The organism is Micromonospora arida (assembly GCF_003857035.1).
GTDB classification, from domain to species: Bacteria; Actinomycetota; Actinomycetes; order Mycobacteriales; family Micromonosporaceae; genus Micromonospora; species Micromonospora arida.
Window position 1 is genome coordinate 14,238 of the sequence record NZ_QGSY01000245.1, and the last position, 23,121, is coordinate 37,358.

General features: G+C 72.7%; 18 protein-coding genes. 7 read left to right on the forward strand and 11 right to left on the reverse strand.

Going from position 1 to position 23,121, the window contains the following annotated elements:
• Positions 1 to 210: 210 nt before the first annotated feature.
• The gene (locus DLJ58_RS24705; RefSeq protein ID WP_124859748.1) at positions 211 to 603 is read left to right on the forward strand and encodes a PH domain-containing protein; all 393 of its coding nucleotides are present in this window, start codon (positions 211 to 213) and stop codon (positions 601 to 603) included.
• On the opposite strand, the gene DLJ58_RS24710 is transcribed toward DLJ58_RS24705, so the two are convergent.
• Positions 597 to 1,523: a 2-hydroxyacid dehydrogenase gene (locus DLJ58_RS24710; RefSeq protein WP_124859749.1), complete on the reverse strand. Its 927-nt coding sequence runs from the start codon at positions 1,521 to 1,523 to the stop codon at positions 597 to 599. The two genes, DLJ58_RS24705 and DLJ58_RS24710, sit on opposite strands and share 7 nt — an antisense overlap.
• Positions 1,524 to 1,707: 184 nt before the next feature.
• On the opposite strand from DLJ58_RS24710, the gene DLJ58_RS24715 reads away from it, so the two are divergent.
• From DLJ58_RS24715 to DLJ58_RS24725, 3 genes are all read left to right on the forward strand, one after another.
• A complete protein-coding gene (locus tag DLJ58_RS24715; protein ID WP_124859750.1) occupies positions 1,708 to 3,525 on the forward strand; it encodes a SpoIIE family protein phosphatase in 1,818 nt (605 codons plus the stop codon).
• Positions 3,526 to 3,617: 92 nt separating this feature from the next.
• On the forward strand, positions 3,618 to 4,790 hold the full coding sequence (locus DLJ58_RS24720) for a PQQ-dependent sugar dehydrogenase (protein WP_124859752.1): 1,173 nt from the start codon (positions 3,618 to 3,620) through the stop codon (positions 4,788 to 4,790).
• Between the two features lie 60 nt (positions 4,791 to 4,850).
• Entirely contained in the window at positions 4,851 to 6,455 is a 1,605-nt protein-coding gene (locus DLJ58_RS24725) for a metallophosphoesterase (protein WP_124859754.1), read from the forward strand.
• 44 nt (positions 6,456 to 6,499) lie between these two features.
• Here the strand turns inward: DLJ58_RS24725 and DLJ58_RS24730 are convergent, their stop codons facing one another.
• Complete coding sequence (locus DLJ58_RS24730; RefSeq protein ID WP_124859756.1) at positions 6,500 to 8,857, reverse strand: transketolase-like TK C-terminal-containing protein; 2,358 nt, start codon at positions 8,855 to 8,857, stop codon at positions 6,500 to 6,502.
• Positions 8,858 to 8,985: 128 nt separating this feature from the next.
• On the reverse strand, positions 8,986 to 10,485 hold the full coding sequence (gatB, locus tag DLJ58_RS24735) for an Asp-tRNA(Asn)/Glu-tRNA(Gln) amidotransferase subunit GatB (RefSeq protein ID WP_124859758.1): 1,500 nt from the start codon (positions 10,483 to 10,485) through the stop codon (positions 8,986 to 8,988).
• 120 nt (positions 10,486 to 10,605) lie between these two features.
• Between gatB and DLJ58_RS24740 the strand changes: the two genes are divergently transcribed.
• Positions 10,606 to 10,851, forward strand: coding sequence for a hypothetical protein (locus DLJ58_RS24740; RefSeq protein ID WP_124859760.1), 246 nt, complete (start codon positions 10,606 to 10,608; stop codon positions 10,849 to 10,851).
• 29 nt (positions 10,852 to 10,880) lie between these two features.
• The gene (locus DLJ58_RS24745) at positions 10,881 to 11,396 is read left to right on the forward strand and encodes a hypothetical protein (RefSeq protein WP_124859762.1); all 516 of its coding nucleotides are present in this window, start codon (positions 10,881 to 10,883) and stop codon (positions 11,394 to 11,396) included.
• A gap of 75 nt (positions 11,397 to 11,471) precedes the next feature.
• Here DLJ58_RS24745 and gatA read toward each other — a convergent pair whose 3' ends face one another.
• The 4 genes from gatA to ligA form a co-directional block, all read right to left on the reverse strand.
• On the reverse strand, positions 11,472 to 12,947 hold the full coding sequence (gene gatA / locus DLJ58_RS24750; RefSeq protein ID WP_124859764.1) for an Asp-tRNA(Asn)/Glu-tRNA(Gln) amidotransferase subunit GatA: 1,476 nt from the start codon (positions 12,945 to 12,947) through the stop codon (positions 11,472 to 11,474).
• Between the two features lie 156 nt (positions 12,948 to 13,103).
• Positions 13,104 to 13,409 (reverse strand): Asp-tRNA(Asn)/Glu-tRNA(Gln) amidotransferase subunit GatC, encoded by a 306-nt coding sequence (gene gatC, locus DLJ58_RS24755; RefSeq protein ID WP_091393256.1) that lies wholly within the window; start codon positions 13,407 to 13,409, stop codon positions 13,104 to 13,106.
• Positions 13,410 to 13,554: 145 nt separating this feature from the next.
• A complete protein-coding gene (locus DLJ58_RS24760) occupies positions 13,555 to 16,227 on the reverse strand; it encodes a GGDEF domain-containing phosphodiesterase (protein WP_124859766.1) in 2,673 nt (890 codons plus the stop codon).
• Positions 16,228 to 16,384: 157 nt separating this feature from the next.
• Positions 16,385 to 18,520, reverse strand: coding sequence for an NAD-dependent DNA ligase LigA (gene ligA, locus DLJ58_RS24765; protein ID WP_124859768.1), 2,136 nt, complete (start codon positions 18,518 to 18,520; stop codon positions 16,385 to 16,387).
• A 322-nt stretch (positions 18,521 to 18,842) separates the two neighbouring features.
• On the opposite strand from ligA, the gene DLJ58_RS24770 reads away from it, so the two are divergent.
• Entirely contained in the window at positions 18,843 to 19,379 is a 537-nt protein-coding gene (locus tag DLJ58_RS24770) for a type II toxin-antitoxin system PemK/MazF family toxin (RefSeq protein WP_124859776.1), read from the forward strand.
• 176 nt (positions 19,380 to 19,555) lie between these two features.
• Here DLJ58_RS24770 and DLJ58_RS24775 read toward each other — a convergent pair whose 3' ends face one another.
• The 4 genes from DLJ58_RS24775 to mnmA are packed head-to-tail and all read right to left on the reverse strand — an operon-like array spanning position 19,556 to position 23,110.
• Positions 19,556 to 20,566: an ADP-ribosylglycohydrolase family protein gene (locus DLJ58_RS24775; protein ID WP_425271343.1), complete on the reverse strand. Its 1,011-nt coding sequence runs from the start codon at positions 20,564 to 20,566 to the stop codon at positions 19,556 to 19,558.
• 26 nt (positions 20,567 to 20,592) lie between these two features.
• The gene (locus tag DLJ58_RS24780; protein ID WP_208741311.1) at positions 20,593 to 20,958 is read right to left on the reverse strand and encodes a VOC family protein; all 366 of its coding nucleotides are present in this window, start codon (positions 20,956 to 20,958) and stop codon (positions 20,593 to 20,595) included.
• 36 nt (positions 20,959 to 20,994) lie between these two features.
• Complete coding sequence (locus DLJ58_RS24785) at positions 20,995 to 21,999, reverse strand: methionine synthase (protein ID WP_124859772.1); 1,005 nt, start codon at positions 21,997 to 21,999, stop codon at positions 20,995 to 20,997.
• 37 nt (positions 22,000 to 22,036) lie between these two features.
• Positions 22,037 to 23,110: a tRNA 2-thiouridine(34) synthase MnmA gene (gene mnmA, locus DLJ58_RS24790; protein ID WP_181549021.1), complete on the reverse strand. Its 1,074-nt coding sequence runs from the start codon at positions 23,108 to 23,110 to the stop codon at positions 22,037 to 22,039.
• Positions 23,111 to 23,121 lie beyond the last annotated feature (11 nt).

Consider the following 23,121-nt stretch of genomic DNA (forward strand, 5'->3'; position numbering starts at 1 on the left):
ACGGGGGCGGTGCGGCGGTGCGGCGGTGCGGCGGTGCGGGACATCGGACGTTGCGAGTCCGCTACCCACGATTGGCAACGATGGACGGCCGAAATGGTTACTTGCCGGTCACTCAGGGGAGACAACGACCTGTGTCACTGTACGGCGTACCGCACGCTGCCGGCACCGCCCGCCGCGAGCCGAAACAACCCGAAGTGGGATCATCGGAGGGTGAGTAAGCCCGACACGGTCCGCTTCCGGTACAACCAAGCCATCCTGGTGGCCGCGATCATCGCCTTCGTCGGCGCCCTGCCGCTGGCCAACGCCCGGGACTACCTGCTGCCGGTGCTGCTCGTCCCGCTCGCCGTCGCGGTGTGGGCCTGGCGGGCCGGCACCGACGCCGACGCGCGGGAGCTGCGCATCCGGGCGCTGGTCGGGCAGCGTCGGATCGAGTGGGACCAGGTCCTCGAGCTGACCACCGACCAGCGCGGGCGCGCGGTGGCCCGGCTCGACGACGGCCGCCAGGTCACCCTGCCGGCCGTCCGTGGGGCGGATCTGCCCCAACTGGTCGCGGCGACCGGCCAGCCGCTGCCGGACGCTCCGGCCCACACCCCTGATCAGTAGCCGTCGACCACCGTGTTGATCAGCGGTTGCCCGGCGGCGAACCGGCGGACCTGATCGCCCACCAGCCGGTAGGCCCGTGGCAACAACCCGCGCACCGACCCGCCGACGTGCGGGGTGAGCAGCACGTTCGGCATGACCCAGAGCGGAGAGTCGGCGGGCAGCGGCTCCGGGTCGGTGACGTCCAACGCCGCCGAGATCCGACCGGTGCCCAGCTCGGCGACGAGCGCATCGGTGTGCGCCACCGGGCCCCGGGCGGCGTTGACCAGCAGCGCCCCGTCCGGCATCGCGGCCAGGAACGCCTTGTCGATCAGGCCACGGGTCTGGTCGGTGAGCGGCACCAGCACCACCACCACGTCCGCGTCGGGCAGCAGCCGGGGCAGTTCCTCGACGGCGTGCACCCCCTGCTCCGGGCGGGCCGTCCTGGCGACCAGGGTGAAGCTCACGTCGAACGGGGCGAGCCGGTCACGCACCGCGGCACCGATCGAGCCGGCGCCGATGATGAGTACCCGCTTACCGGTCAGCTCGTCGGTCGGGGTGTTCTCCGCGAACGTCCAGCGCCGCTCGGCCTGCGCGCGGACGAACGCCGGGAACGCCCGCAGCTGGGTGAGGATCGCGGTGACGACCCACTCGGCGGTGGACGGGTCGTGCACGCCCCGGGCATCGCAGAGCGTCACACCCGGGGGTGTCCGGCCGGCCCAGGCGTCCGCCCCGGCGGAGAGCAACTGCACCACCGCCAGGTCGGGCAGCTCCCGCAGCACCGCCGTCGCGTCCGAGCCGCCCAGGAACGGCGGCACCCAGAAGCGGACGTCGGCCGCCTCGGACGGCATCCGGTCGGTGTGCTCGAAGACCTCCACTGTGACGTCCGCGGGCAGCTCACCCAGGAGGTTCAGCCCGGCCTGGTGCGGAATCCATACCTTCACGTCCGCCGACGATAGTCCCCGCCGCTCGGGCTGGTGGAGGCACGGCGGCGAACCGACGTCCCGGGGGATGGCGCGCGAGGTCGCGGCGGGCGAGACTCAGCACACCGATGTTCGACTCCGACCCCGACGAGGTATAACGAAGGGTCGGAGGCCGGTCGGCCCCCGCCCGGCAGACAGGTGCTCGATGACCGACGGCTCCCCCGGCCCCGCCCGGCGTTCGATCGCGCCACCTTCGGTGCTCGGCGACCCGGAACGGCTGCGCGCGCTCGCCGACACCGGGCTCGACGCCGTCCCGGACGAGGCATTCGACCGGTTCGCGCGGCTGGTCAGTGACCTGCTGGACGTGCCGGTCGCGCTGGTCTCCCTGGTCTCCACCGACCGGCAGTTCTTCCCGGGCGCAGTCGGGTTGCCGGACCCCTGGTCGGAGCGCCGGCAGACCCCACTGAGCCACTCGTTCTGTCAGCACGTGGTGGGCATCGAGGCGCCGATGGTGCTGCCCGACGCCCGGCTCTACCCCCGCGTCCGGGACAACCTGGCCATCGACGACCTCGGCGTGGTCGCGTACGCCGGGATGCCGCTGACCGACCTCTCCGGCCGGGTGCTCGGCTCGCTCTGCGCCATCGACAACAAGCCCCGCGCCTGGACGGCCGCGCAGCTGCGGACCCTGGCCGACCTGGCCGCCGCCTGCTCGTCGGAGCTGCGGCTGCGGATCGCGCTCGACGGCGCGCAGGAGGCCCGGCGGCGGGTGGTGCAGGCGCACGGGCGGCTGGAACTGCTGGCCGGGGTGAGTGAGACGCTGGCCGGCACCCTGGACGTGGGCACCGCGCTGCGCCGGCTCGCCGCCACCATGGTGCCGCTGCTCGCCGACTGGTGCCTGCTCACCCTGATCGGGCCGACCGGCCTGCCCCGCGAGGTGGTCTCGGTGCACAGGGACCCGGCCCGCGCGGCGGACGTCGACCGCTTCGGCGATCTGCTGCGCACCGGACTGAGCCCGGAGTCGATCATCCGGGCGGTGCTCCGGACCGGCCAGCCCCGGCTCGGCAGCGTGGCGTCCCTGGCCGACGTGACAAGGGGCACCACCCACCCGGAGATGGCCTCCATCGCCAGTCGGTTGGGCATCGCCTCCTACCTGAGCGTGCCGCTGCGGGGCGCCGGCGGCACGGTGCTGGGCGCGATCACCCTCGTCAACGGCGGCCAACGTCAGCAGTTCGACGACCGGGACCTGCTCACCGCCGTCGACATCGGCCGCCGGGCCGGCCAGGCCGTCGGCAACAGCTCGATGTACGGCGAGCAACGGCACGTCGCCGAGGTCCTGCAACACAGCATGCTGCCCCGGCTGCCGATGGTGGCGGAGCTGGAGTTGGCGGCCCGCTACCAGCCGGCGGCCGACCGGGTCGAGGTGGGCGGTGACTGGTACGACGCCTTCGTGCAGCCCGACGGCGACGTGATCGCGGCGATCGGGGACGTGGCCGGGCACGACATCGAGGCGGCGGCGACCATGGGCCAGCTGCGCAACCTGGTGCGGGGCAACGCCTTCGGCCGGCCGGACGCGGTCGGGTCACTGATGGCCGACCTGGATGGCGCCATCCGTGGCCTGCGCCTGCCGATCGCCGCCACCGCGACGCTGGTGCGGATCTGTCCGCAGCGCGCCGGTGTGCACGAGGTGACCTGGTCCAACGCCGGGCACCCGCCGGCCCTGGTGGTCCGGGCCGGCGGGGCGGTGGAGGCCCTGGAGGCGACGCCGGAGCCGCTGCTCGGCCTGGCCCGCCCGTCGCCCCGGAGCAGCCAGTCGACCGTCCTGGCCACCGGCGACACCCTGCTGCTCTACACCGACGGGCTGATCGAACGGCGGGACCGCTCCATCGACGAGGGGTTGGCGGAGCTGGTGGGCCGGCTCACCGGCACCGACACGCTGCCCCTCGACGACCTGTGCGACCTGCTGCTCGCCTCGATCCGACACCGTGAGGACGACACCGCGCTGCTGGCCGTACGGGCTCGGTGAGTGGCCCACCGGGGATCACCGGGCGGGTCGATCGGCACCCGTTGCATCTCGACGGGCCCGGCCGGGCCGCGCGGCGGGCTACCCTGGGCCGGGTGAGCGCCCGTCCCCCGTACCCTCGCATCCACCGCCTCCGGGTGGCCCTCGCGGCGTCCTGCGCGGCGCTGCTGTTCACCGCCGGTTGCAGCTTCGGCGAGCCGGAGCCCGACCCGGCCGGCGAACCGCCCAACCTGCCGACCCCGTCCGCGTCGGCGAGCCCCGGCGGTGCCGGCCAGCAGGCGGTGGCGACAGTGCTCGCCAAGGGTCTGCGGGTGCCGTGGGCGATCGCCTTCCTACCGGACGGCGGCGCGTTGGTCACCGAACGGGACAACGGCCGGATCCTCCAGGTCGGGCCCGAGTCCGGGCCGGACGGGCTGCGGGTCCGCCCGGTGCAGACGATCCCCGACGTGGCGGCGGCCGGCGAGGGTGGCCTGCTCGGCATCGCCGTCTCCCCCGACTACGCCCGGGACCGGACGGTGTTCGTCTACTACACCACCGAGCGGGACAACCGGGTCGCCCGGCTGCAACTCGGCGGGCAGCCCACCCCGATCCTCACCGGCATCCCCAAGGCCAATGTGCACAACGGTGGTGGGCTGGGCTTCGGCCCGGACAAGCAGCTCTACGTCAGCACGGGTGACGCCGGTCAGCGCCCCCTCTCCCAGGACGTGAAGAGCCTCGGCGGCAAGATCCTCCGGATCACCCCGGACGGCAAGCCCGCCGCCGGCAATCCGTACCCCAACTCCCCGGTGTGGTCCCTGGGGCACCGCAACGTCCAGGGTCTCGCCTGGGATGCCGCGAAGCGGATGTACGCCGTCGAGTTCGGCCAGAACACCTGGGACGAGATCAACCAGATCACCAAGGGCGGCAACTACGGGTGGCCGGAGGTCGAGGGCCGGGCCGGCGACAAGCGGTTCACCGACCCGATCGCGCAGTGGGCGACGTCGGACGCGTCCTGCTCCGGTCTGGCCGCCACGGACCGGCTGCTGGTCACCGGCTGTCTGCGCGGCAAGCGCCTCTGGGTGATGGAGCTGACCGACACCGGCACCCTGCTGGGTCAGCCCAGTGAGCTGCTCACCAACCGCTACGGTCGGCTGCGTGCGGTGGCCGCGGCACCGGACGGGTCGCTCTGGGTGAGCACCTCCAACCACGACGGCCGGGGCGACCCGGCGGGCGACGATGACCGGCTCCTGCGGGTGGTCTTCGCGGGTGGTGACGGCGGACGCAGCTGATTGCGTCACCATCCGCTCAGGTTTGCCAAGATCTTTCGACGGGCAGGTCAGACTTTCAGCATGGACGGGCAACGCGACGAGGGGCACGACGACGCCGATGACCGGGACGACCCGGTGACCGGCGACGATCGGCCGCGCCCGACGGGTTGGTGGGTGGGCGCGGCCGGCCCACTGCGCCGCCTCGGGCTGATCGTCGCCGTCCTCGCCGTGGCCCTGGCCGGGGCGGTGCTCGGGGTGCTGGCCGGTGGCCAGGTGAGCACCGACATCGGCCCGTTCCGGGCCAACCTCAGCATCTCCCCCGCCCGCGACGGCGGCACCACCGTCGACATCCCGCCGCTCGGCGCGCTGCTGCTCGACAGCCACGACGGGCCGACCCATCTCACCGTCCGGCTGGGCGCCCTCGACCAGGGGCGCACCGAGGCGCTGATCGACGATCCGGCCAGCATCAGCCGGGCCAGCCAGAGCGCCGTGGAGGACGTCCGCTCCGGGGTGATGCGCCTCGGCCTGCGTACCCTCGGCGCGTCGGTGCTTGTCACGTTGATCCTGGCCGGGCTGATCTTCCGCGACGTCCGGCGCACGGCCTGGGCGGGTGGGCTGGCGCTGCTGGTCACCGCCAGCAGCCTCGGCACGGCGGCGGCGACCCTTCGTCCACAGGCCATCGAGGAACCGCGCTACGAGGGGCTGCTGGTCAACGCGCCGGCCATCGTCGGTGACGCCCGCCGGATCGCCAACGACTACACCAAGTACGCGGAGCAGTTGCAGCGCCTGGTCGGCAACGTCAGCCAGCTCTACACCACCGTCTCGGCGCTTCCGCTGTTGGAGCCGACCCCGGGCACCACCCGGGTGCTGCACGTCTCCGACATGCATCTCAACCCGACCGGCTGGCAGCTGATCCGGACGGTCGTGGAGCAGTTCGGCATCGACGTGGTGATCGACACCGGGGACATCACCGACTGGGGCAGCGAACCGGAAGCCTCCTTCGTCGCCTCGATCGGCCTGCTGAAGAAGCCGTACGTCTTCATCCGGGGCAACCACGACTCCGGCAAGACCGCAGCCGCGGTGGCCCGTCAGCCGAACGCGATCGTGCTGAACAACACGACCACGACGCTCGCCGGGCTGACCATCGCCGGCATCGGCGACCCGCGTTTCACCCCGGACAAGAACACCTCCCCGGCCGGCAGCGGGTTGACCCAGCAGGTGGCCGACCAGGTGATCGGCGCCGGCAACCAGCTCGCCGCGACGGTCCGCAGCTCACCGCGACCGGTCAACATCGCGCTCGTGCACGACCCGGCGTCGGCTGGGCCGCTCGCCGGCACCTGCCCGCTGGTGCTGGCCGGGCACACCCACTCCCGGCAGGTCTCCGAGCTGCCGCAGGCGCCCGGGCAGCAGCGCACCACGCTGATGGTGGAGGGTTCCACCGGTGGCGCCGGGCTGCGCGGCCTGGAGGGTGAGAAGCCCACCCCGCTGTCGATGAGCGTGCTCTACTTCGACCAGCAGAAGCTGCTCCAGGCGTACGACACCATCACCGTCGGCGGCACCGGGCAGGCCCAGGTCAACCTGGAACGACGCCTGGTGGAGAACCCGGCCGCCGGCGTCCCCGCCACACCCACACCCACGCCGAGCGGCGGCGTCCCCGCCACACCCACGCCCACGCCGACCGGCTGAGCAGACGTCGACGCCCGGCAGCGGACCGGCGGGCGGTCGACGGGTCAGCGGAGGGCGATGGCGGCCAGGGCGGCGTTGACGATGCTGCCGGGCAGCAGGTCGTGCAGTTCGTACAGCTCGGCGACGCTGCCGGACTGGCCGAACTCGTCCACGCCGAGCGGCACCGCCGGTGCGCCGACCGCCGAACCGAGCCAGGCCATCGCGTGCGATGCGGCGTCGTGCACGGTCACCACCGGCACCCGATCGGCGAACGCGGACCGCAGCGCGCCCGGCACGCTGGGCACCGTGGCCGTCCGTACGCCCTGGCGAAGGGTGCGCTGCCAGGCCCGGTAGAGCCGGTCCAGCGAGGTCACGTCCACCACGTGCGCGGCGATGCCCTCGTCGGCCAGCTCCGCCGCGGCGGCCAGCACCTCGGGCAGCACCGCGCCGGAGGCGGCCAGCTGCACCACCGGGGCGTCGACCAGGTGCGGGTACGCCTGGTGCGCGTCGACCAGCCGGTACGCCCCGGCGACGACCTGCCGGCGCAGCACCGCGTCGCCGAGCCGCGCCCGGGCTGCCTCAAACGGTGCCTGGTCCAGCGGTCGGGTGCTCAACCGGAAGTAGTACGCGCCGTCCTCGGCGGGTGCGGCGGTCGCGGCCGGGACCGACCCGCCGGCGATCTGACCGAGCGCGTCGCAGAGCAGCCAGTCGAGGGTGGCCGCGTACGCCGGCTCGACGAAGGTCACCCCGGGCAGCTCCAGGCCGACCGACGCGGTGATCGTGGACTGGTGGGCGCCGCCCTCCGGGGCGAGGGTGATGCCGGACGGGGTGCCGGCCACCACGAACCGGGAGCCGGAGTAGGTGCCGTACAGGAACGCGTCGAGGCCGCGCAGCACGAACGGGTCGTAGACGGTGCCCACCGGCAGCAGCGGCTGCCCGGACAGGTCCCAGGACAGCCCGAGCTGGCCGAGCAGCAGGAACAGGTTCATCTCCGAGATGCCCAGCTCGATGTGCTGCCCAGCGGGGCTCTCCGTCCAGCGCAGCATCCGGTCCTCGGTCCAGGAACGCTGCTCGGTGGGGGCGAACACCCCGGTCTTGTTGATGAACCCGGCGAGGTTGGTGGAGGTGGCCACGTCCGGGGCGGTGGTGACCAGGTAGCGGCCCACCTCCCGGTCCCGGGCCAGGTCCACCAGCACCCGACCGAAGGCCTCCTGCGTGGAGATCGGCTTGTTGGCGCGTACTCCAGTGCTTTCCGGGACGGTGACCCCCAGCGCACGCTCGCGCGGCGCGCGGGACAGCGCCTCCCGGCGGGCGCCGGCCTGGATCCCGGCCTGTGACGCCGGGTCGAGGCGGTCCCACTCGGTCTCGGCGGTCAACCCCTGCGCGGTGCGTAGCGTGTCGACCTGCTCCGAGCTGAGCAGCGCGGAATGGTTACGCGGATTGCCGGCGATGGGCAACCCCCAACCCTTCACGGTGTACGCGAAGACGACGCTGGGCCGGTCGGTGACCGCGTCGCACTGGGCGTACGCGTCCAGCATCGCCTGAAGGTCGTGCCCGCCCAGGTCGGTGACGAGCGGGCCGAGCTCCTCGTCGTCGACGTGGGCGATCAGCTTGTCGATGCCGGTCGGGGCGCCGTCCAGGAACTGCTTGCGCAGCGCCGGCCCGGTCAGCCCGAACAGCGACTGGTACTGCTCGTTGGGCATCGCGTCGATCCAGTCGCGCAGCGCCTCGCCGCCCGGTCGGGCGTACGCCTCGGCGAGCCGGCGGCCGTACTTGACCTCCACGACGTGCCAGCCGGCCGCCTCGAACTGGCCCCGCCACTGGTTGATCCGGATGCCGGGGACCACCCGGTCCAGCGACTGGCGGTTGAAGTCGACGAGCCACATGACGTTGCCCAGCCCGGTGGTCGCCGGGTCTGCCACCGCCTCCCAGATGTTGCCCTCGTCCAGCTCGGCGTCGCCGATCAACGCCACGAAGCGGGAGTGCGGGCGAGCCCCGAAGTGCGCGTCGACGTATCGCCGGGTGGCGGCGGCGAAGAGCGGCGCCGCCGCGCCCAGGCCGACCGAACCGGTGGAGAAGTCCACAGAGTCCGGGTCCTTGGTGCGCGACGGGTACGACTGGAGGCCGCCACGGGCCCGCAGCCGGGGCAGGTAGGAGCGGTCCAGGTTGCCGAGCAGGTACTGGATGGCGTGGAACACCGGGGACGCGTGCGGCTTCACGGCGACCCGGTCCTCGGCGTCCAGGTGCGCGAACCAGAGCGCGGTCATCGCCGTGACCAGGGAGGCGCTGGACGCCTGGTGGCCGCCGACCTTCACACCGTCGCCGGTGGCCCGGTCATGGTTGGCGGCGTCCACGATCCGGGTGGCGAGCCAGAGCACCCGCCGCTGGATCTCGTCGAGGACATCGAGGTCGTGCTGGGTCACGGTGGCTCCATCCAGGCGTCGCCGTTGACGCCCTCGCGAGGGGTGCGGTAAATGTTGATCATGAGGTTAACGGCAGTTGTCGATCTTCAAACCGCCGTCAACCTCATGATCGACGCTGGGGCTTCGGGTCAGCCTTCGACGCCGAGGCGCTGCAGGATCAGCTCACGCAGGGTCTTCGCGTCGGCCTGACCACGGGTGGTCTTCATGACCGCGCCGACCAGCGCGCCGACCGCCGCGACCTTGCCGCTGCGGATCTTGTCGGCGATGCCGGGGTTCGCGGCGATCGCCTCGTCCACGGCGGCGGTGAGCGCGCCGGTGTCCGACACGACCTCCAGGCCCCGGCTGGTCATGATCTCGGTGGGCGAGCCCTCACCGTCGACCACGCCCTCCAGCACCGTGCGGGCCATCTTGTCGTTCAGCTTGCCGGCGTCGACCAGACCCTGAAGCTCGGCGACCTGGGCGGGGGTGGCACCGATCTCGGCCAGCTCCACACCGCTCTCGTTGGCCCGGCGGGACAGCTCACCCAGCCACCACTTGCGGGCCGCCGCCGGGGTGGTGCCGGCAGCCACGGTGGCCTCGATCAGCTCGACCGCGCCAGCGTTCAACACCGACTGCATGTCCAGGTCGGAAAGGCCCCACTGCTCCTGGAGCCGACGCCGGTGCACCCGGGGCAGCTCCGGCAGGGCGGCCTTCAGCTCGGCGACCCAGGCCGGGTCCGGGGCGATCGGCACCAGATCCGGCTCGGGGAAGTACCGGTAGTCGGTGGCCGTCTCCTTCGAGCGACCCGGGGTGGTGTCACCGGTGTCCTCGTGGAAGTGGCGCGTCTCCTGGGTGATCCGGCCGCCCGCGTCGAGCACCGACGCCTGCCGCAGCATCTCCGAGCGGACCGCCCGCTCCACCGACCGCAGCGAGTTGACGTTCTTCGTCTCGGTACGGGTGCCCCACTCCGCGCCCGGCAGGTTGAGCGAGGTGTTCACGTCGCAGCGCAGCGAACCCTCCTCCATCCGCACGTCGGAAACGCCCAGGGTGCGGATCACGTCCCGCAGCTCAGCGACGTACGCCTTGGCCACCTCGGGGGCGAGCGCACCGGTGCCCGTGATCGGCTTGGTGACGATCTCGACCAGCGGGATGCCGGCCCGGTTGTAGTCGACGAGCGACTCCGTCGCGCCGTGGATGCGGCCGGTGGCGCCGCCGACGTGCAGCGTCTTGCCGGTGTCCTCCTCGAGGTGCACCCGCTCGATCTCGATCCGCACCGTCTCGCCGCCCACCTCGACGTCCAGGTAACCGTCGACGCAGATCGGCTCGTCGTACTGGCTGATCTGGAAGTTCTTCGGCATGTCCGGGTAGAAGTAGTTCTTCCGGGCGAACCGGCACCACTCGGCGATCGAGCAGTTCAACGCCAGGCCGATCCGGATGATCGCCTCGATGGCCGCCTTGTTGGCCACCGGCAGCGAGCCGGGCAGGCCCAGGCACACCGGGCAGACCCGGGTGTTCGGCTCGCCGCCGAAGTCGGTCGGGCAACCGCACCACATCTTGGTGTTCGTGCCCAGCTCGACGTGGGTCTCCAGGCCGATCACCGGTTCGAAGCGCGCAACGACCTCGTCGTACGCGGGCAGTGTCGTGGTCATGAGACGCTCCAGGCGCGATCCGGACAGAACCTGTCCAGCCTAATGGGGTTGCCCGATCAATCCTCGGCCGGGTTTCGTCAGGGGTGCGTGGCGTCGTCGGCGGCGGGGTACGGAGCGACCATGACGAATACGGGGAGAGCGTCAGAAGTGCGGGCCCGACCGGTGATCCTCGCCGTGGTCGCGGTATGGGTGGTGGCCGTCGTGGTCACCCTGGTGAGCTGGTTCGCCGCCGGAGAGGACCGGAACCCGGACTCGGCCGCCGCGTTGGTGCTCGGCGTGGTGCTGCCCGGGGTGGTGGCGGTGGCCATCGCGTACGCCATGGTGCACCTGCTCAACCGACGACGTGCAAAGCGGGGGCAGCGGTGACCGTCGAGGGACGGGCGCCCGATGAGCAGGTGACGCAGAGGCGGGACCGCAGCACCTACGCCGTCGCCGCGCTCGTCGTGGTCGGCACGGCCGTGATGGCCACCGCCGCGATGACGAACGGCGACACCAGGCCGCCCGACCTCCTCGCGACGTTCGGGCTGATGCTCATCCCGCCGCTGGTCGGCGCGGTCGTCGCCCTTACCTTCGGCCGCCGGCTGCTCAGGCGGATGCCCCGGACGGCCGGCGCCGACCCGACGACCAGGCGGCGGATCGTGCAGGCGCTACGCGACGGGTCCACCGACGACCCTCACCTGGACGCGCTGGCACGCAAGGAGGCTCGCACCCGGGTCAGTCAACGCTGGCTGCTGCTCCTGTTCGCGGTAGGTCTCCTCACCCAGGTAGGGCCCCTGGTGAGCCCGGGCCGCCCGTTCGGCCGCCTGCTGGCCGCGCTGCTGATCCTGCTCTGGGGAGGTGCCGCCTGGTGGCGCTGGCGTGGTCTGCGGGAGGCACGCCGCTACCTCGCCGGGCCGCCGAGTCAGCCCTGATCGACGCCCAACCCGTGCAGATGCGCGATCGGCGCCGGGGAACATCTCCCCGGCGCCGATGCGGTGACGTCCGATCTACAGCGCCGGCGGGGTGAACGTGCCGATCGCCGACTCCAACGCGGCGGCGACCCGGTACATCCGGTCGTCGGCCATCGTCGGGGCCATCACCTGCAAACCGACCGGCAGCCCCTCGGAGAGCCCACAGGGCACCGAGATGCCCGGCCCGCCGTACAGGTTCGTCGGAATCGTGTACAGGTCGGCCAGGTACATCTGGTACGGGTCGGCGGTCCGCGCACCCATCGGGAACGCCACCGACGGGGTGGTCGGCGAGATCAGCGCGTCGACCCGCTCGAACGCGGCGGTGAAGTCCCGGGTGATGAGCGTCCGGACCTTCTGCGCCTGCCCGTAGTACGCGTCGTAGTAACCCGACGACAGCGCGTACGTGCCGATCATGATGCGCCGCTTGACCTCCGGGCCGAAGCCGGCCTCCCGGGTCAGCGACATGACCTCCTCCAGCGACCGGTTGCCGTCGTCGCCGACCCGCAGGCCGAACCGGACACCGTCGAACCGGGCCAGGTTGGAGGAGCACTCACTCGGGGCGATCAGGTAGTACGCCGGCAGGGCGTACGCGAACGTCGGGCAGGACACCTCGACGACCTCGGCACCCATCTTGGTCAGCGCGTCCACCGACTCACGGAACGCGGCCATCACGCCCGGCTCGGCGCCCTCGCCGACGAACTCGCTCACGATGCCCAGCCGCACACCGGTCAGGTCGCCGGTAGCGCCGAGCTTCGCCGCCGCCACCACGTCCGGCACCGGCTGCGGGATGGAGGTGGAGTCACGTGGGTCGTGCCCGCCGATCACCTGGTGCAGCAGTGCCGCGTCGAGCACGTTCCGGGCACACGGGCCCGGGGTGTCCAGCGACGAGGAGAAGGCCACCAGCCCGTAACGGGAGGTGCCGCCGTAGGTGGGCTTCGCGCCCACGGTGCCGGTGACCGCGCCGGGCTGGCGGATCGAGCCGCCGGTGTCCGAGCCGATCGCCAGCGGCGCCTCGTACGCGGCCAGCGCGGCGGCGCTGCCACCACCCGAGCCACCCGGGATCCGGCTCAGGTCCCACGGGTTGTGCGTCGGGCCGTACGCCGAGTATTCGGTGGAGGAGCCCATCGCGAACTCGTCCATGTTGGTCTTGCCGAGCATCACCGTGCCGGCCTCCCGCAGCCGCTGCACGATCGTCGCGTCGTACGGCGGGCGCCAACCCTCCAGGATCTTCGACCCCACCGTGGTCGGAATGCCCCGGGTGGCGAGCACGTCCTTGACCGCGACCGGCACACCCGCGAGCGGGCCCAACTCCTCGCCGGCGGCCCGGCGCTCGTCCACCGCGCGTGCCGCGGCGAGCGCGCCCTCGGTGTCGACGTGCAGGAAGGCGTGCACCCGGTCGTCAACCGCGGCGATCCGATCCAGGTGCGCCTGGGTCACCTCGACTGCGGACGTCTCGCCCCCGGCGACCAGGGCCGCGATCTCCGTCGCGGTCATACCGATGAGATCGCTCATGCCGTCACTCCGCTTCGCTCCGTGACGCCATGAGGCACCACGGCGCTGCACTGCTGATTCGCTCGCTGCCGCTCGCTCATGCCGTCACTCCGCTTCGCTCCGTGACGCCATGAGGCACCACGGCGCTGCACTGCTGATTCGCTCGCTGCCGCTCGCTCATGAGGCCACATCCTCGGTCAGGATCCGCGGTACGCGGAACCGCTGGTCCTCGGCGTCGGGCGCGCCCGACAGCGCTTCCTCCGGGGTCAGGCACGGCGTGACGACGTCCTCGCGGAAGATGTTGGTCAGCGGCACCGAGTGCGAGGTCGGCGGGATGTCCGCGGCGGCGACCTCGCCGACCTGGGCGACCGCCTGGAGGATCACGTCGAGCTGGCCGGCGAACGTGTCCAGCTCCTCCTCGGTGACGGCGAGCCGCGACAGGCGCGCCAGGTGCGCGACCTCCTCGCGGGAGATGGCGGCCATCCGTGCCCCCTTCTGAATTCCTGCTGGTCGGGCGGTGTGCCGGCCGCGCGACAGGTGGAGCGTGACACGCGGTGACCGCAGCGAGTCTATTGTTCCGCTCCGGTGCCGCGTCCCCGACTCCCCCTCCAGCGACCCTCGTGCCGGGTCAGCGGGTGGGGCGGCGAGCGACATCTGGCTGCGGGTGTCCGCCGGTCGGGCGGACCGGCCGGTACCGGGCCAGCCAGGTGACCAACTCCTCGGCCGGCATCGGCCGGGCGTAGAACCAGCCCTGAGCGGCGTCGCAGCCGGCGGCGTGCAGCATCCGCCAGGTCCGTTCGTCCTCGACACCCTCGGCCACCACCCGCAGCCCCAGCGCGCCGGCCAGCTCGATCATCGACCGGACGATCGCCGCGTCGTCGGCGTCTTCGGCCATGCCGAGGACGAACGACCGGTCCACCTTCACCTCGGACAGCGGCAGGCGGCGCAGGTGCTGAAGCGAGGAGTAGCCGGTACCGAAGTCGTCCAGCGCGATGGCCACCCCGATCCGGTGCAGGCGGGAGATGGTGGCCAGCACCCGGCGCGGATCGGCCATCAACGCGCCCTCGGTGATCTCCACCTGAAGCCGCTCGGCCGGAACCCCATAGCGGGCCAGCCGGTCGGCGATCTGGTCGGCGATCTCGCCGGTGTGCAGATCGCGAACGCTCACGTTGAGCGCCGCGCGCAGGCCGATGCCGGCCGCCGACCACTTGGCGAGCTGCTCCACCACGTCGTCGACGACGCGACGGGTGAGCAGTCGCATCACGGCGCTCTGCTCGGCGACCCGGATGAGTTCCTCCGGATCGACCATGCCCCGCCGGGGGTGCCGCCACCGCAGCAGGGCCTCGACGCCGACCACCTCGCCGGTCGCGATGGCGATCTGCGGCTGGTAGTACATGGTGATTTCCCCGGCGTCGTCGGCCGGCTCATCGTCCGCGTGTGCCCACCCGGTCGAATCGAGTGGCTGCCCAGGCGTACCCGGCCCGACGTCCCGCCGAGCCCCGTTGCGCCCCTTGCCCACCGCGCCCCCGTTCGGGGACCGCCGACCGATCCCGCCCCCGGCGCGCCGCTCCCGGACCGGGCCGGAACGGGTGCCAGCGACCGTGGCACGGACGTTGCGGCCCCGGATCGGGTCGGCTCCGGTGGCGATCCGGTTGATCAGCTCATCGGAGTGCACCAGCTCGGCGTCGCTGCGCCGACGGCGTGCCCACCACCGGGCAACTCCCGGCCGTGCTGTGTCGACCGCCGACGCCGGGTCCGCCGCTGGCGCGGACCGGTCCGACGCCGCGGTGGGCAGCGCGCCCTCGGCCGGGGCGCCGGTGGGCAGCGCCGCCCCGTCACCGCCGCGAACCTCCGCCGACGCGACAAGGGGTACGTCGGCAGTCCGCTCGGCGTCGCTCGGCACGCCGTGCCGGCCGTTCCCGTCCAGCTGCGCACCCTCGCCCTGCCCCTGAACCGCCGACTCGGCGTCGGCGTCGAACGGCCCCTCAGCCGAAGGGCTGGTCTCCAGTACGCGGCGCAGGTCGGCGAGGAGGCCGAGTCGCTCGGCGGAGTTGTGGTCGGACTCCGGGGCGTACACGGCCACCGTGTCGTTGCGGTGTTTGGCGTCGTACATCGCGACGTCGGCGTGGCGCATCAGGGTGGCGAAGTCCTCGCCGTGTTCCGGGAAGAGGGCGATCCCGATCGACCCGCCCACGTCCAACGGCAGCCCGTCGAGCGGCACCGGCTCGGCCAGCGCCTGAACCACCCGCTCGGCCAACTCCCGCGCCTGCCCGACGTCGCTCAGCCCGGTCATCACGACGGCGAACTCGTCACCGCCGAGCCTGGCGATCATCTGTGGTCGGGGTTGTATGTCGGTGAGCCGGGCGCTGACCTCGACCAGCAACCGGTCGCCCACGGCGTGCCCGAGGGCGTCGTTGACGTTCTTGAAACGGTCCAGGTCGATCAGCAGGAGCGCGAGCTGCCCGTCGGGTTCACCACGGGCGGTCCGCTCGGCATGCAGGTGCACCTGCTCGGCCACCTCGGTCAGCAGGGCCTTGCGGTTGGGCAGCCCGGTCAGCGGGTCGGCGGCGGCGAGGTGCTGCTGTTCGTTGGTCAACCGCGCCATCCGGTAGACGGCGAAGAGCGGCACCAGCACCAGCGGGATCAGCGCGGCGCTGACCCGCGCCGCCGCGACCAGCACCGGGGCGAGCAGCAGCAGTGAGCCGGTGGAGAGCAACTCGAAGCCGAGGCCCTGGCGGACGGTGGGCCACCAGCGGTCCCCGAACCGCAGGCGCACCGCCCAGCTGACCAGCCCGTAGTTGACGACGAACCAGGCCAGCGCGGCACCGCCGACGGCGGCCACGTCGGTCCAGTGCAACCGCCCACCGGAGAAGATGGTGCCCGAGCCGAGCTGGATCACCCCGTAGGCGGCGGCGAGGGCGCACGCGTACTGGCCGACGTTGAACGCCGTGCGCCACGCGGCGTGCCGCATCCGCCAACCCGAGACGACGACGCCCACCGCCTGCACCACGACCGCCGGGCCGAGACCCCAGCCGAGCAGGATCGCGAAGGTGAAGCAGGTGGACGGGAACACCGCCGACGTCTGCCGGCGCCCCGGTGGCACGAACGGGCGCGCGTCGCAGATCACGGCGAGCGCGGCCATCGTCCAGAACGCCACCGGCAACTCGGACAACTCGCCGGGGAGCGTCGCGAGTGGAACGGCAGCGGTCAGCGCGGCGACCGCCAGGATGCCGGCGACGAAGGCGGCGAACGATGCGACCCGTCCCGCAGGAAGCGAGTTGCGTGGGTCGGCGACCTCCACCACACCTCCCGACCGACCATCGGCGTGCCGGTGCGCCCGCCGTGACCCAATGAAACGCCCTCGGCCCCCAGTTTCCCGGTATGACAGTCACGAATCGGTCGTAGTCGTAATTAAGTTGGTATACGCGGCCAGTCGCCGTGCCCGGCCGCCGGCGGGGTCAGCCGCCCAGCTGAGCGACCTCCCGGGCGGCGTCCGGGCCCGCGTCCAGCAGGAGCCGGAACCCGTCCTCGTCGAGCACCGGCACCTTGAGACTGGCGGCCTTGTCGGCCTTCGACCCGGGGTTGTCCCCCACCACCACGAAGCTCGTCTTCTTGGAGACCGACCCGCTGACCTTGCCGCCCCGGCTCTGCACGGCCTCGGCGGCCTGGTCACGCGAATAACCGGCGAGGGTGCCGGTCACCACCACGGTCAACCCCTCCAACGGGCGCGGCCCCTCGTCGACCGCCTCCTCGGCCATCCGTACGCCGGCCTCGGCCCACTTGCGGACCACCTCGCGGTGCCAGTCCACAGCGAACCACTCCCGGATGCTGGCCGCGATGGTCGGCCCGACCCCGTCGACGGAGGACAGCTCCTCCTCGGTGGCCGCGTCGATGGCGTCCATCGAGCGGAAGTGCCGGGCGAGCGCCTGGGCCGCGGTCGGGCCGACGTGCCGGATGGAGAGCGCCACCAGCACCCGCCACAGGTCCCGTTCCCGGGCGACCGCGAGATTATCCAGCAACTTGGTGGCGTTGCTGCCCAGGCTGCCGTCCTTGTTGACGAAGAACGGCGACCGGGACAGCTGCTCGGCGTCGAGCTGGAAGAGGTCGCCCTCGTCGCTGATGATCTCCGCGTCGAGCAGGGCGGCGGCGCCCTTGTAGCCGAGCACCTCGATGTCGAACCCACCCCGCCCGGCGAGGTGGAACACCCGCTCCCGCAACTGCGCCGGGCAGCTGCGGGTGTTGGGGCAACGGATGTCCACGTCGCCCTCCTTTGACGGTGCGAGCGGGGTGCCGCAGGCCGGGCAACTGGTCGGCATGACGAACGGCCGGGCGTCGGCGGGCCGCAGGTCGACCACCGGGCCGAGCACCTCGGGGATCACGTCGCCGGCCTTGCGCAGCACCACCGTGTCGCCGATCAGCACCCCCTTGCGCTCCACCTCGCGGGCGTTGTGCAGGGTGGCGAGCGCGACAGTGGAACCGGCCACGCGCACCGGCTCGAGCACGGCGAACGGGGTGACCCGGCCGGTGCGCCCCACATTCACGTCGATGTCGAGCAGCTTGGTGGTGACCTCCTCCGGCGGGTACTTGAAGGCGATCGCCCACCGCGGGGCACGACTGGTGGACCCGAGCCGGCCCTGGATGGAGACCGGGTCGACCTTGACCACCACGCCGTCGATCTCGTGCTCGACGTCGTGCCGGTGCTCGGCGTAGTAGGCGATGAACTCCGCCACGCCGGCCAGGTCCGGGACGACCCGCCACCGGTCGCTGGTCGGCAGCCCCCACGACTTGAGTGCCGCGTACGACTCGGACTGCGCCGTGGGCTGGAACCCACGGCGGGCGCCGATGCCGTGCACCACCAGACGCAGCGGCCGGGTGGCGGTGACCCGTGGATCCTTCTGTCGAAGGCTGCCGGCGGCGGCGTTGCGGGGGTTGGCGAAGGGTGCCTTGCCCTGCTCCACCAGACCCGCGTTGAGATCGGCGAACGCGGCGATCGGGAAGTAGATCTCGCCCCGGACCTCCACCAGCTCGGGAACGTCCGGGAATTCGGCGGACGGGACGAGCTGGCCGGGCACGTCCCGAATGCTGCGCACGTTTGCCGTGACGTCCTCACCGGTGCGCCCGTCGCCGCGGGTGGCGGCCCGGACCAGCCGGCCGTTCTCGTAGGTCAGGTTGATCGCCAGCCCGTCGACCTTCAGCTCGCACAGGTAGGGCACCGGGCCGCCCGCGTCCCGTTCGACCCGCTCGGCCCAGGCCGCCAGCTCCTCGTCGGCGAAGGCGTTGTCGAGCGAGAGCATCCGTTCGGCATGGGTGACCGGGGTGAAGTCGGTGGAGAACGTGCCACCCACCCGTTGTGTCGGCGAGTCGGGCGTCCGCAGCGCCGGAAACTCCTCCTCCAGTGCCTCCAGCTCGCGCAACTGCCTGTCGAAATCGGCGTCGGGGATGGTCGGCGCGTCCAGCACGTAGTAGCGGTACTGGTGTTCGGTCAACTCCTGACTGAGCGCGGCATGCCGTTCCCGGGCCTGCGGCGTCGGCTCAGCCCCGGCCGCCGCCTCCTGCGCCGGGCTGACCTGCTGACCGATCTGTTCCTCGGACACACCGCCACCTTCGGACACGCCTGCGACCTCCCTGATCACGCTACTCCGGCACCGTATCGGGCCGGTGGGACAATCCGCCGCCCACCCGCGCCCGAAGCGACCCCGCCCTCAGCCGCATCCGGTGATCACGTGAGGCCCGGTAGCCGTCGACGGGACGACCCAGCTACCGACCATCAGGTGACAGCCGGCATCGCGTCGGCGAGGTGCGCGTGCAGCGCGGCGGTGGGGCGGGCCGCGGTGTGGTTGGCGGGCGGCACGGGCGGCGGCGTGCAAGGATCGCCGGACGGTGCGACCGGCGGGTCGCCGGGACGCGGAGGTACGGATGCGCGAGGCACTGCTCTGGGCGGTGGCGATCCTGCTGGCCGTCACCGCCGGCTGGGCGTGGAACAGTTGGCGGCACCGGGTGGCCAACCGGCGTCCGGGCACCCGGCCGGGTTGGGGCGGCACCGGTGGCCGCCGTTCCACCCCACCGCGGCCCCGTGGCGCCGAACGGCCGTCCACCAAACCCCGCTCGCGCGACACCGACCGGCACGGCGACGCCCCTGCGCCGGGTGAGATCTGGTGGGCCGACGTGCCGTACGCCGACGGCAGCGGGTCGAAGGTGCGCCCGTGCCTGGTGCTGCGCGCCGACTCCCGGGGCGCAGACGTCCTGAAGATCACCAGCCAGGACAAGAGCGACCGGGACGACCACGTGCGGATTCCCACCCGGGACTGGGACCCGGGCGCGGAGCACGACAGCTACCTCAGCCTCACCGAGCCGATCCGACTCAGCTCGGCCGCCTTCGCCGACCACGCCGGCCGTTGCGACGCCGACCTGTGGCGAAAAGTGCGCAGCCTGCGCCACCTCCCCACCTCCTGACCACCGTCGTGGCCGGCCGCCGACCACCCCTCCCCATCCTCGCGACCGGGCGCCGTTCATGATCAACTAGGGTTCCTGAAAGTCGCGGTGTCCCGAGCTCCCGGATGCCCCGATTTACAGAAACCCGAGTTGATCATGGCTGCCCGACCGCGCCGGTCGGGCCGGCCGCGCCCGGATCAGTCCCAGGCCGTGCCGAGCGTGGCCAGTTGGTCCGCGTACTCGATGCGGTTGACCCATTCGTGCGGCCAGGCGGTCATGCCGACGGCCGCGCCCACGAACGCGCCGGCCAGGGCGGCGATCGAGTCAGAGTCGCCGGCGGTGGTCGCGCCCCGGGCCAGCGCCGCGACCGGGTCGTCGGCGTGCCGTACGGCGCAGAGCAGCGCGGTGGCCAGCGCCTCCTCGGCCACCCAGCCCTCCCCGGTGGCCTGGCACGGGTCGCCACCGTCGTCCGGCTGCGCCAGGGTGTCTGTCAGTCGGCCCAGCACCGCCAGGCACTCGTCCCAGCCCCGCGCGATGAACTCCTCCGGTGTGCCGACCCCCGGGCGCTGCCAGAGGTCGCCCAGCCACCGCTCCCGGTAGACCAGGCGCTGGGACAGTGCCCGCTCGGTGAGCAGCGCGGGAAGGTCGGGCAGCGAGGCGCCCGTGCGCAGCGCGAAGACCGCATACGCGGTGAGTTCGCTGGCGGCCAACCCGGTCGGGTGGCCGTGGGTCATCCCGGCCTGCAACTGGGCCAACCCGGCGAGCGTGTCGAGGTCCACGTCGAGCAACCCGACCGGGGTGACCCGCATGTTGGCCCCGCAGCCCTTCGAGCCGACCACCGTCGCCTCCTGCCAGCGCACCCCACGGCTCAGCTCGGCGCAGGCGCGCAGGCAGGTCATGCCCGGCGCACGGTTGTTGTCCGGGCTGACCGCCCAGGCCAGGAAGCGTTGCCGCAGCAGTGGCTCCACCGCCTCAGGCGTGAACGACGGCGCCTCGTGCAGCGCCCAACCCACCGCCAGCGCCATCTGGGTGTCGTCGGTGACCAGTGCCGGCTCGCCGGACAGCTCACGCGGACCGGTCGGGCCGTACCGGCGCTCGATCTCGGCGACGGTCAGGAACTCGGTCGGCTTGCCCAGCGCGTCACCGTAGGCGAGGCCGAAGAGCGAACCGGAGGCGCGAAGCGCAGAGGTGTGGATCACGGCGGCAATGATGCCCCGCCGCCGCAACCCACGGCTCAGTCCCAGCAGAGGCAGAACGGGTGGCCGGCCGGATCGGCATAGACCCGGAAGCCCTCGCCCTCACCTGGCAGCCGCCGCGCACCCAGCGCGAGCGCCGCCTTCTCGGCGGCCTCGATGTCGTCCACCGTCACGTCGAGGTGGAACTGCTGTGGGCGCTCGGGATCCGGCCAGGCCGGTGGGCGCAGGTTGAGCGCCTGTTGGAAGGCGAGGCGCGGCTGGTGACCGGGTGGGCCGCCCAGCACCACCCAGTCGTCATCGGAGTCGCCCTCGGCGAACGGAACGCCGAGCAGTTCGGCGTAGAACGCCGCCAACGCCCGCGGGTCCGGGCAGTCGATCACCACTGAACGCAGCTGTCCAATCATGACCGTCATCCTGCCCACCGGGTACGACAGGAAACCTCAGGCCTCGGCGAGGCGCCGACCGGCGTCGCGGCACGCGGCGAGCACTGCCCGCGCGTACTCCGGAGTGGCGCCGGCGAGGCCGCAGGCCGGGGTGACCACCACCTGCTCGGCGAGTTGGCGACGAGGGAAGCCGAGGCGGTCCCAGACCTGGCGTACCCGGTCGGCGATCTGCGCGGAGGTCGGCGCCCCACCGGCCGACGGCGGCCGGGTCGGCGCGGCCCCGGCCAGCAACCCGAGGCCGGCGTCGATCGCCTCGCCCAGCGGGTCGAGTTTGGTGACCAGGTCCAGGTCGAGGGCGACCGCGACGGCGCCGGCGGAGCGGATCAGCTCCAGCGGTACGTCCGGGGCGCAGCAGTGCACCAGCGTCGGCACGCCGACCGCCTCGACGACCACGCGCAGCAGGGCGGCGGCGTCCACCGACTCGACCGCCCGGTACGCGCCCAGACCGCTCTCGGTCGGCACCCGCCCGGCCAGCACGGTCGGCAGTGACGGCTCGTCCAGTTGCAGCAGCACCGATGCCTGGGGCAGCCTGCGGGCGACCGCCGCGACGTGCGCGCGCAGCCCTTCGGCGAGGGAGCCGGTCAGGTCGCGGACCGCGCCGGGATCGCGCAGCAGTCGGCCACCGATCGGCAACTCCAGGGAGGCGGCCAGCGTGAGCGGGCCGGCGGCCTGCACCTTGATCGGCCCGGCGTACCCCTCGGCCTGCTCGGCGAGCTGGTCCAGGTCGCGTTCCATCAGGTCACGGGCCCGGCGCAGGTCGCGGCCCGGGCGTGGGGCGACCCGCCACCGCCCCGCGTACACCTCGACCGGCAGCTCGACGAGCAGCCCGGCGGACCGGCCGATCATGTCCGCTCCGGGGCCACGGGCCGGCAACTCGGGCAGGTGCGGCAGCTCGGGAAGCTCACCGAGGACCACCCGCTGAGCCTCGCCGATGTCGGTGCCGGGCAGCGAGCCGATTCCGGTTGCCGCGCCGGCCGGCCAGGGCCACGCCTGATCTGTCACGGGCGAAGGCTATCCCGCGAACACCCGGGGTGTGCGGTCAGCCGGTGATGGTCGCGGAGCCGAGGACCACGTCGCCGGCCGGGTCCGGTCGATACGCCACCACGGCCTGACCGGCGGCGACGCCGCGTACCGGTCGGCGCAGCTCGGCGTGCAGCCGGTCACCGTCGAGGGCGACGGTCGCCGGCACCACCTCGCCGTGCGCGCGCAACTGCACCTCGCACTCGACCGGGGCGTCCGGACGGGCGCCGCCGGTCCAGACCGGACGTACGGCGTGCACGTCGGACACGTCCAGGGCCTCGGCCGGGCCGACCGTCACCGTGTTGGTCTTCGGCGTGATGGAGAGCACGTAGCGTGGCCGACCGTCGGGGGCGGGCCGGTCCAGGTGCAGCCCGCGACGTTGCCCCACCGTGTACGCGTACGCACCGCTGTGACTGCCGACGACCGCGCCGGTGGACGCGTCCACCACGTCGCCGGGCGCCTCACCGAGCCGACCGGCCAGGAAGCCGCGGGTGTCCCCGTCGGCGATGAAGCAGATGTCGTGTGAGTCCGGCTTGTCGGCCACGGCCAGGCCACGCTCGGCGGCCTCGGCGCGGACCTGCGCCTTGGTCGAGTCACCGAGCGGGAAGATCGACCGGTCGAGCTGCTCGCGGGTGAGCACGGCGAGCACGTACGACTGGTCCTTGGCCAGGTCGACACTGCGCCGCAGCAGCCCGTCCGCGCCGAGGCGGGCGTGGTGCCCGGTCACCACCGCGTCGAAGCCCAGGGCCACCGCCCGGTCCAGCACCGCCGCGAACTTGATCTTCTCGTTGCAGCGCAGGCAGGGGTTCGGCGTACGACCGGCGGCGTACTCGGCGACGAAGTCGTCGACCACGTCCTCGTGGAAGCGGTCGGCCATGTCCCACACGTAGAACGGGATGCCGATCACGTCGGCCGCCCGCCGGGCGTCCCGGGAGTCCTCCAGGGTGCAGCAGCCGCGCGCCCCGGTCCGATAGGTCTGTGGGTTGCGGGCGAGCGCCAGGTGCACGCCGGTCACATCGTGCCCGGCGGCCACCGCCCGCGCCGCCGCCACGGCCGAGTCAACCCCACCCGACATCGCCGCCAGAACCCTCACCGCCCGCACCG

Bases quoted from the DNA above. Each gene is read 5' to 3' on its own strand.
- gatA (WP_124859764.1), bottom strand. From the start codon at position 12,947: ATGAGCGATCTCATCGGTATGACCGCGACGGAGATCGCGGCCCTGGTC.
- DLJ58_RS24770 (WP_124859776.1), top strand. From the start codon at position 18,843: ATGCGCGAGGCACTGCTCTGGGCGGTGGCGATCCTGCTGGCCGTCACC.
- gatB (WP_124859758.1), bottom strand. From the start codon at position 10,485: ATGACCACGACACTGCCCGCGTACGACGAGGTCGTTGCGCGCTTCGAA.
- DLJ58_RS24725 (WP_124859754.1), top strand. From the start codon at position 4,851: ATGGACGGGCAACGCGACGAGGGGCACGACGACGCCGATGACCGGGAC.
- gatC (WP_091393256.1), bottom strand. From the start codon at position 13,409: ATGGCCGCCATCTCCCGCGAGGAGGTCGCGCACCTGGCGCGCCTGTCG.
- DLJ58_RS24740 (WP_124859760.1), top strand. From the start codon at position 10,606: ATGACGAATACGGGGAGAGCGTCAGAAGTGCGGGCCCGACCGGTGATC.
- DLJ58_RS24780 (WP_208741311.1), bottom strand. From the start codon at position 20,958: ATGATTGGACAGCTGCGTTCAGTGGTGATCGACTGCCCGGACCCGCGG.
- DLJ58_RS24715 (WP_124859750.1), top strand. From the start codon at position 1,708: ATGACCGACGGCTCCCCCGGCCCCGCCCGGCGTTCGATCGCGCCACCT.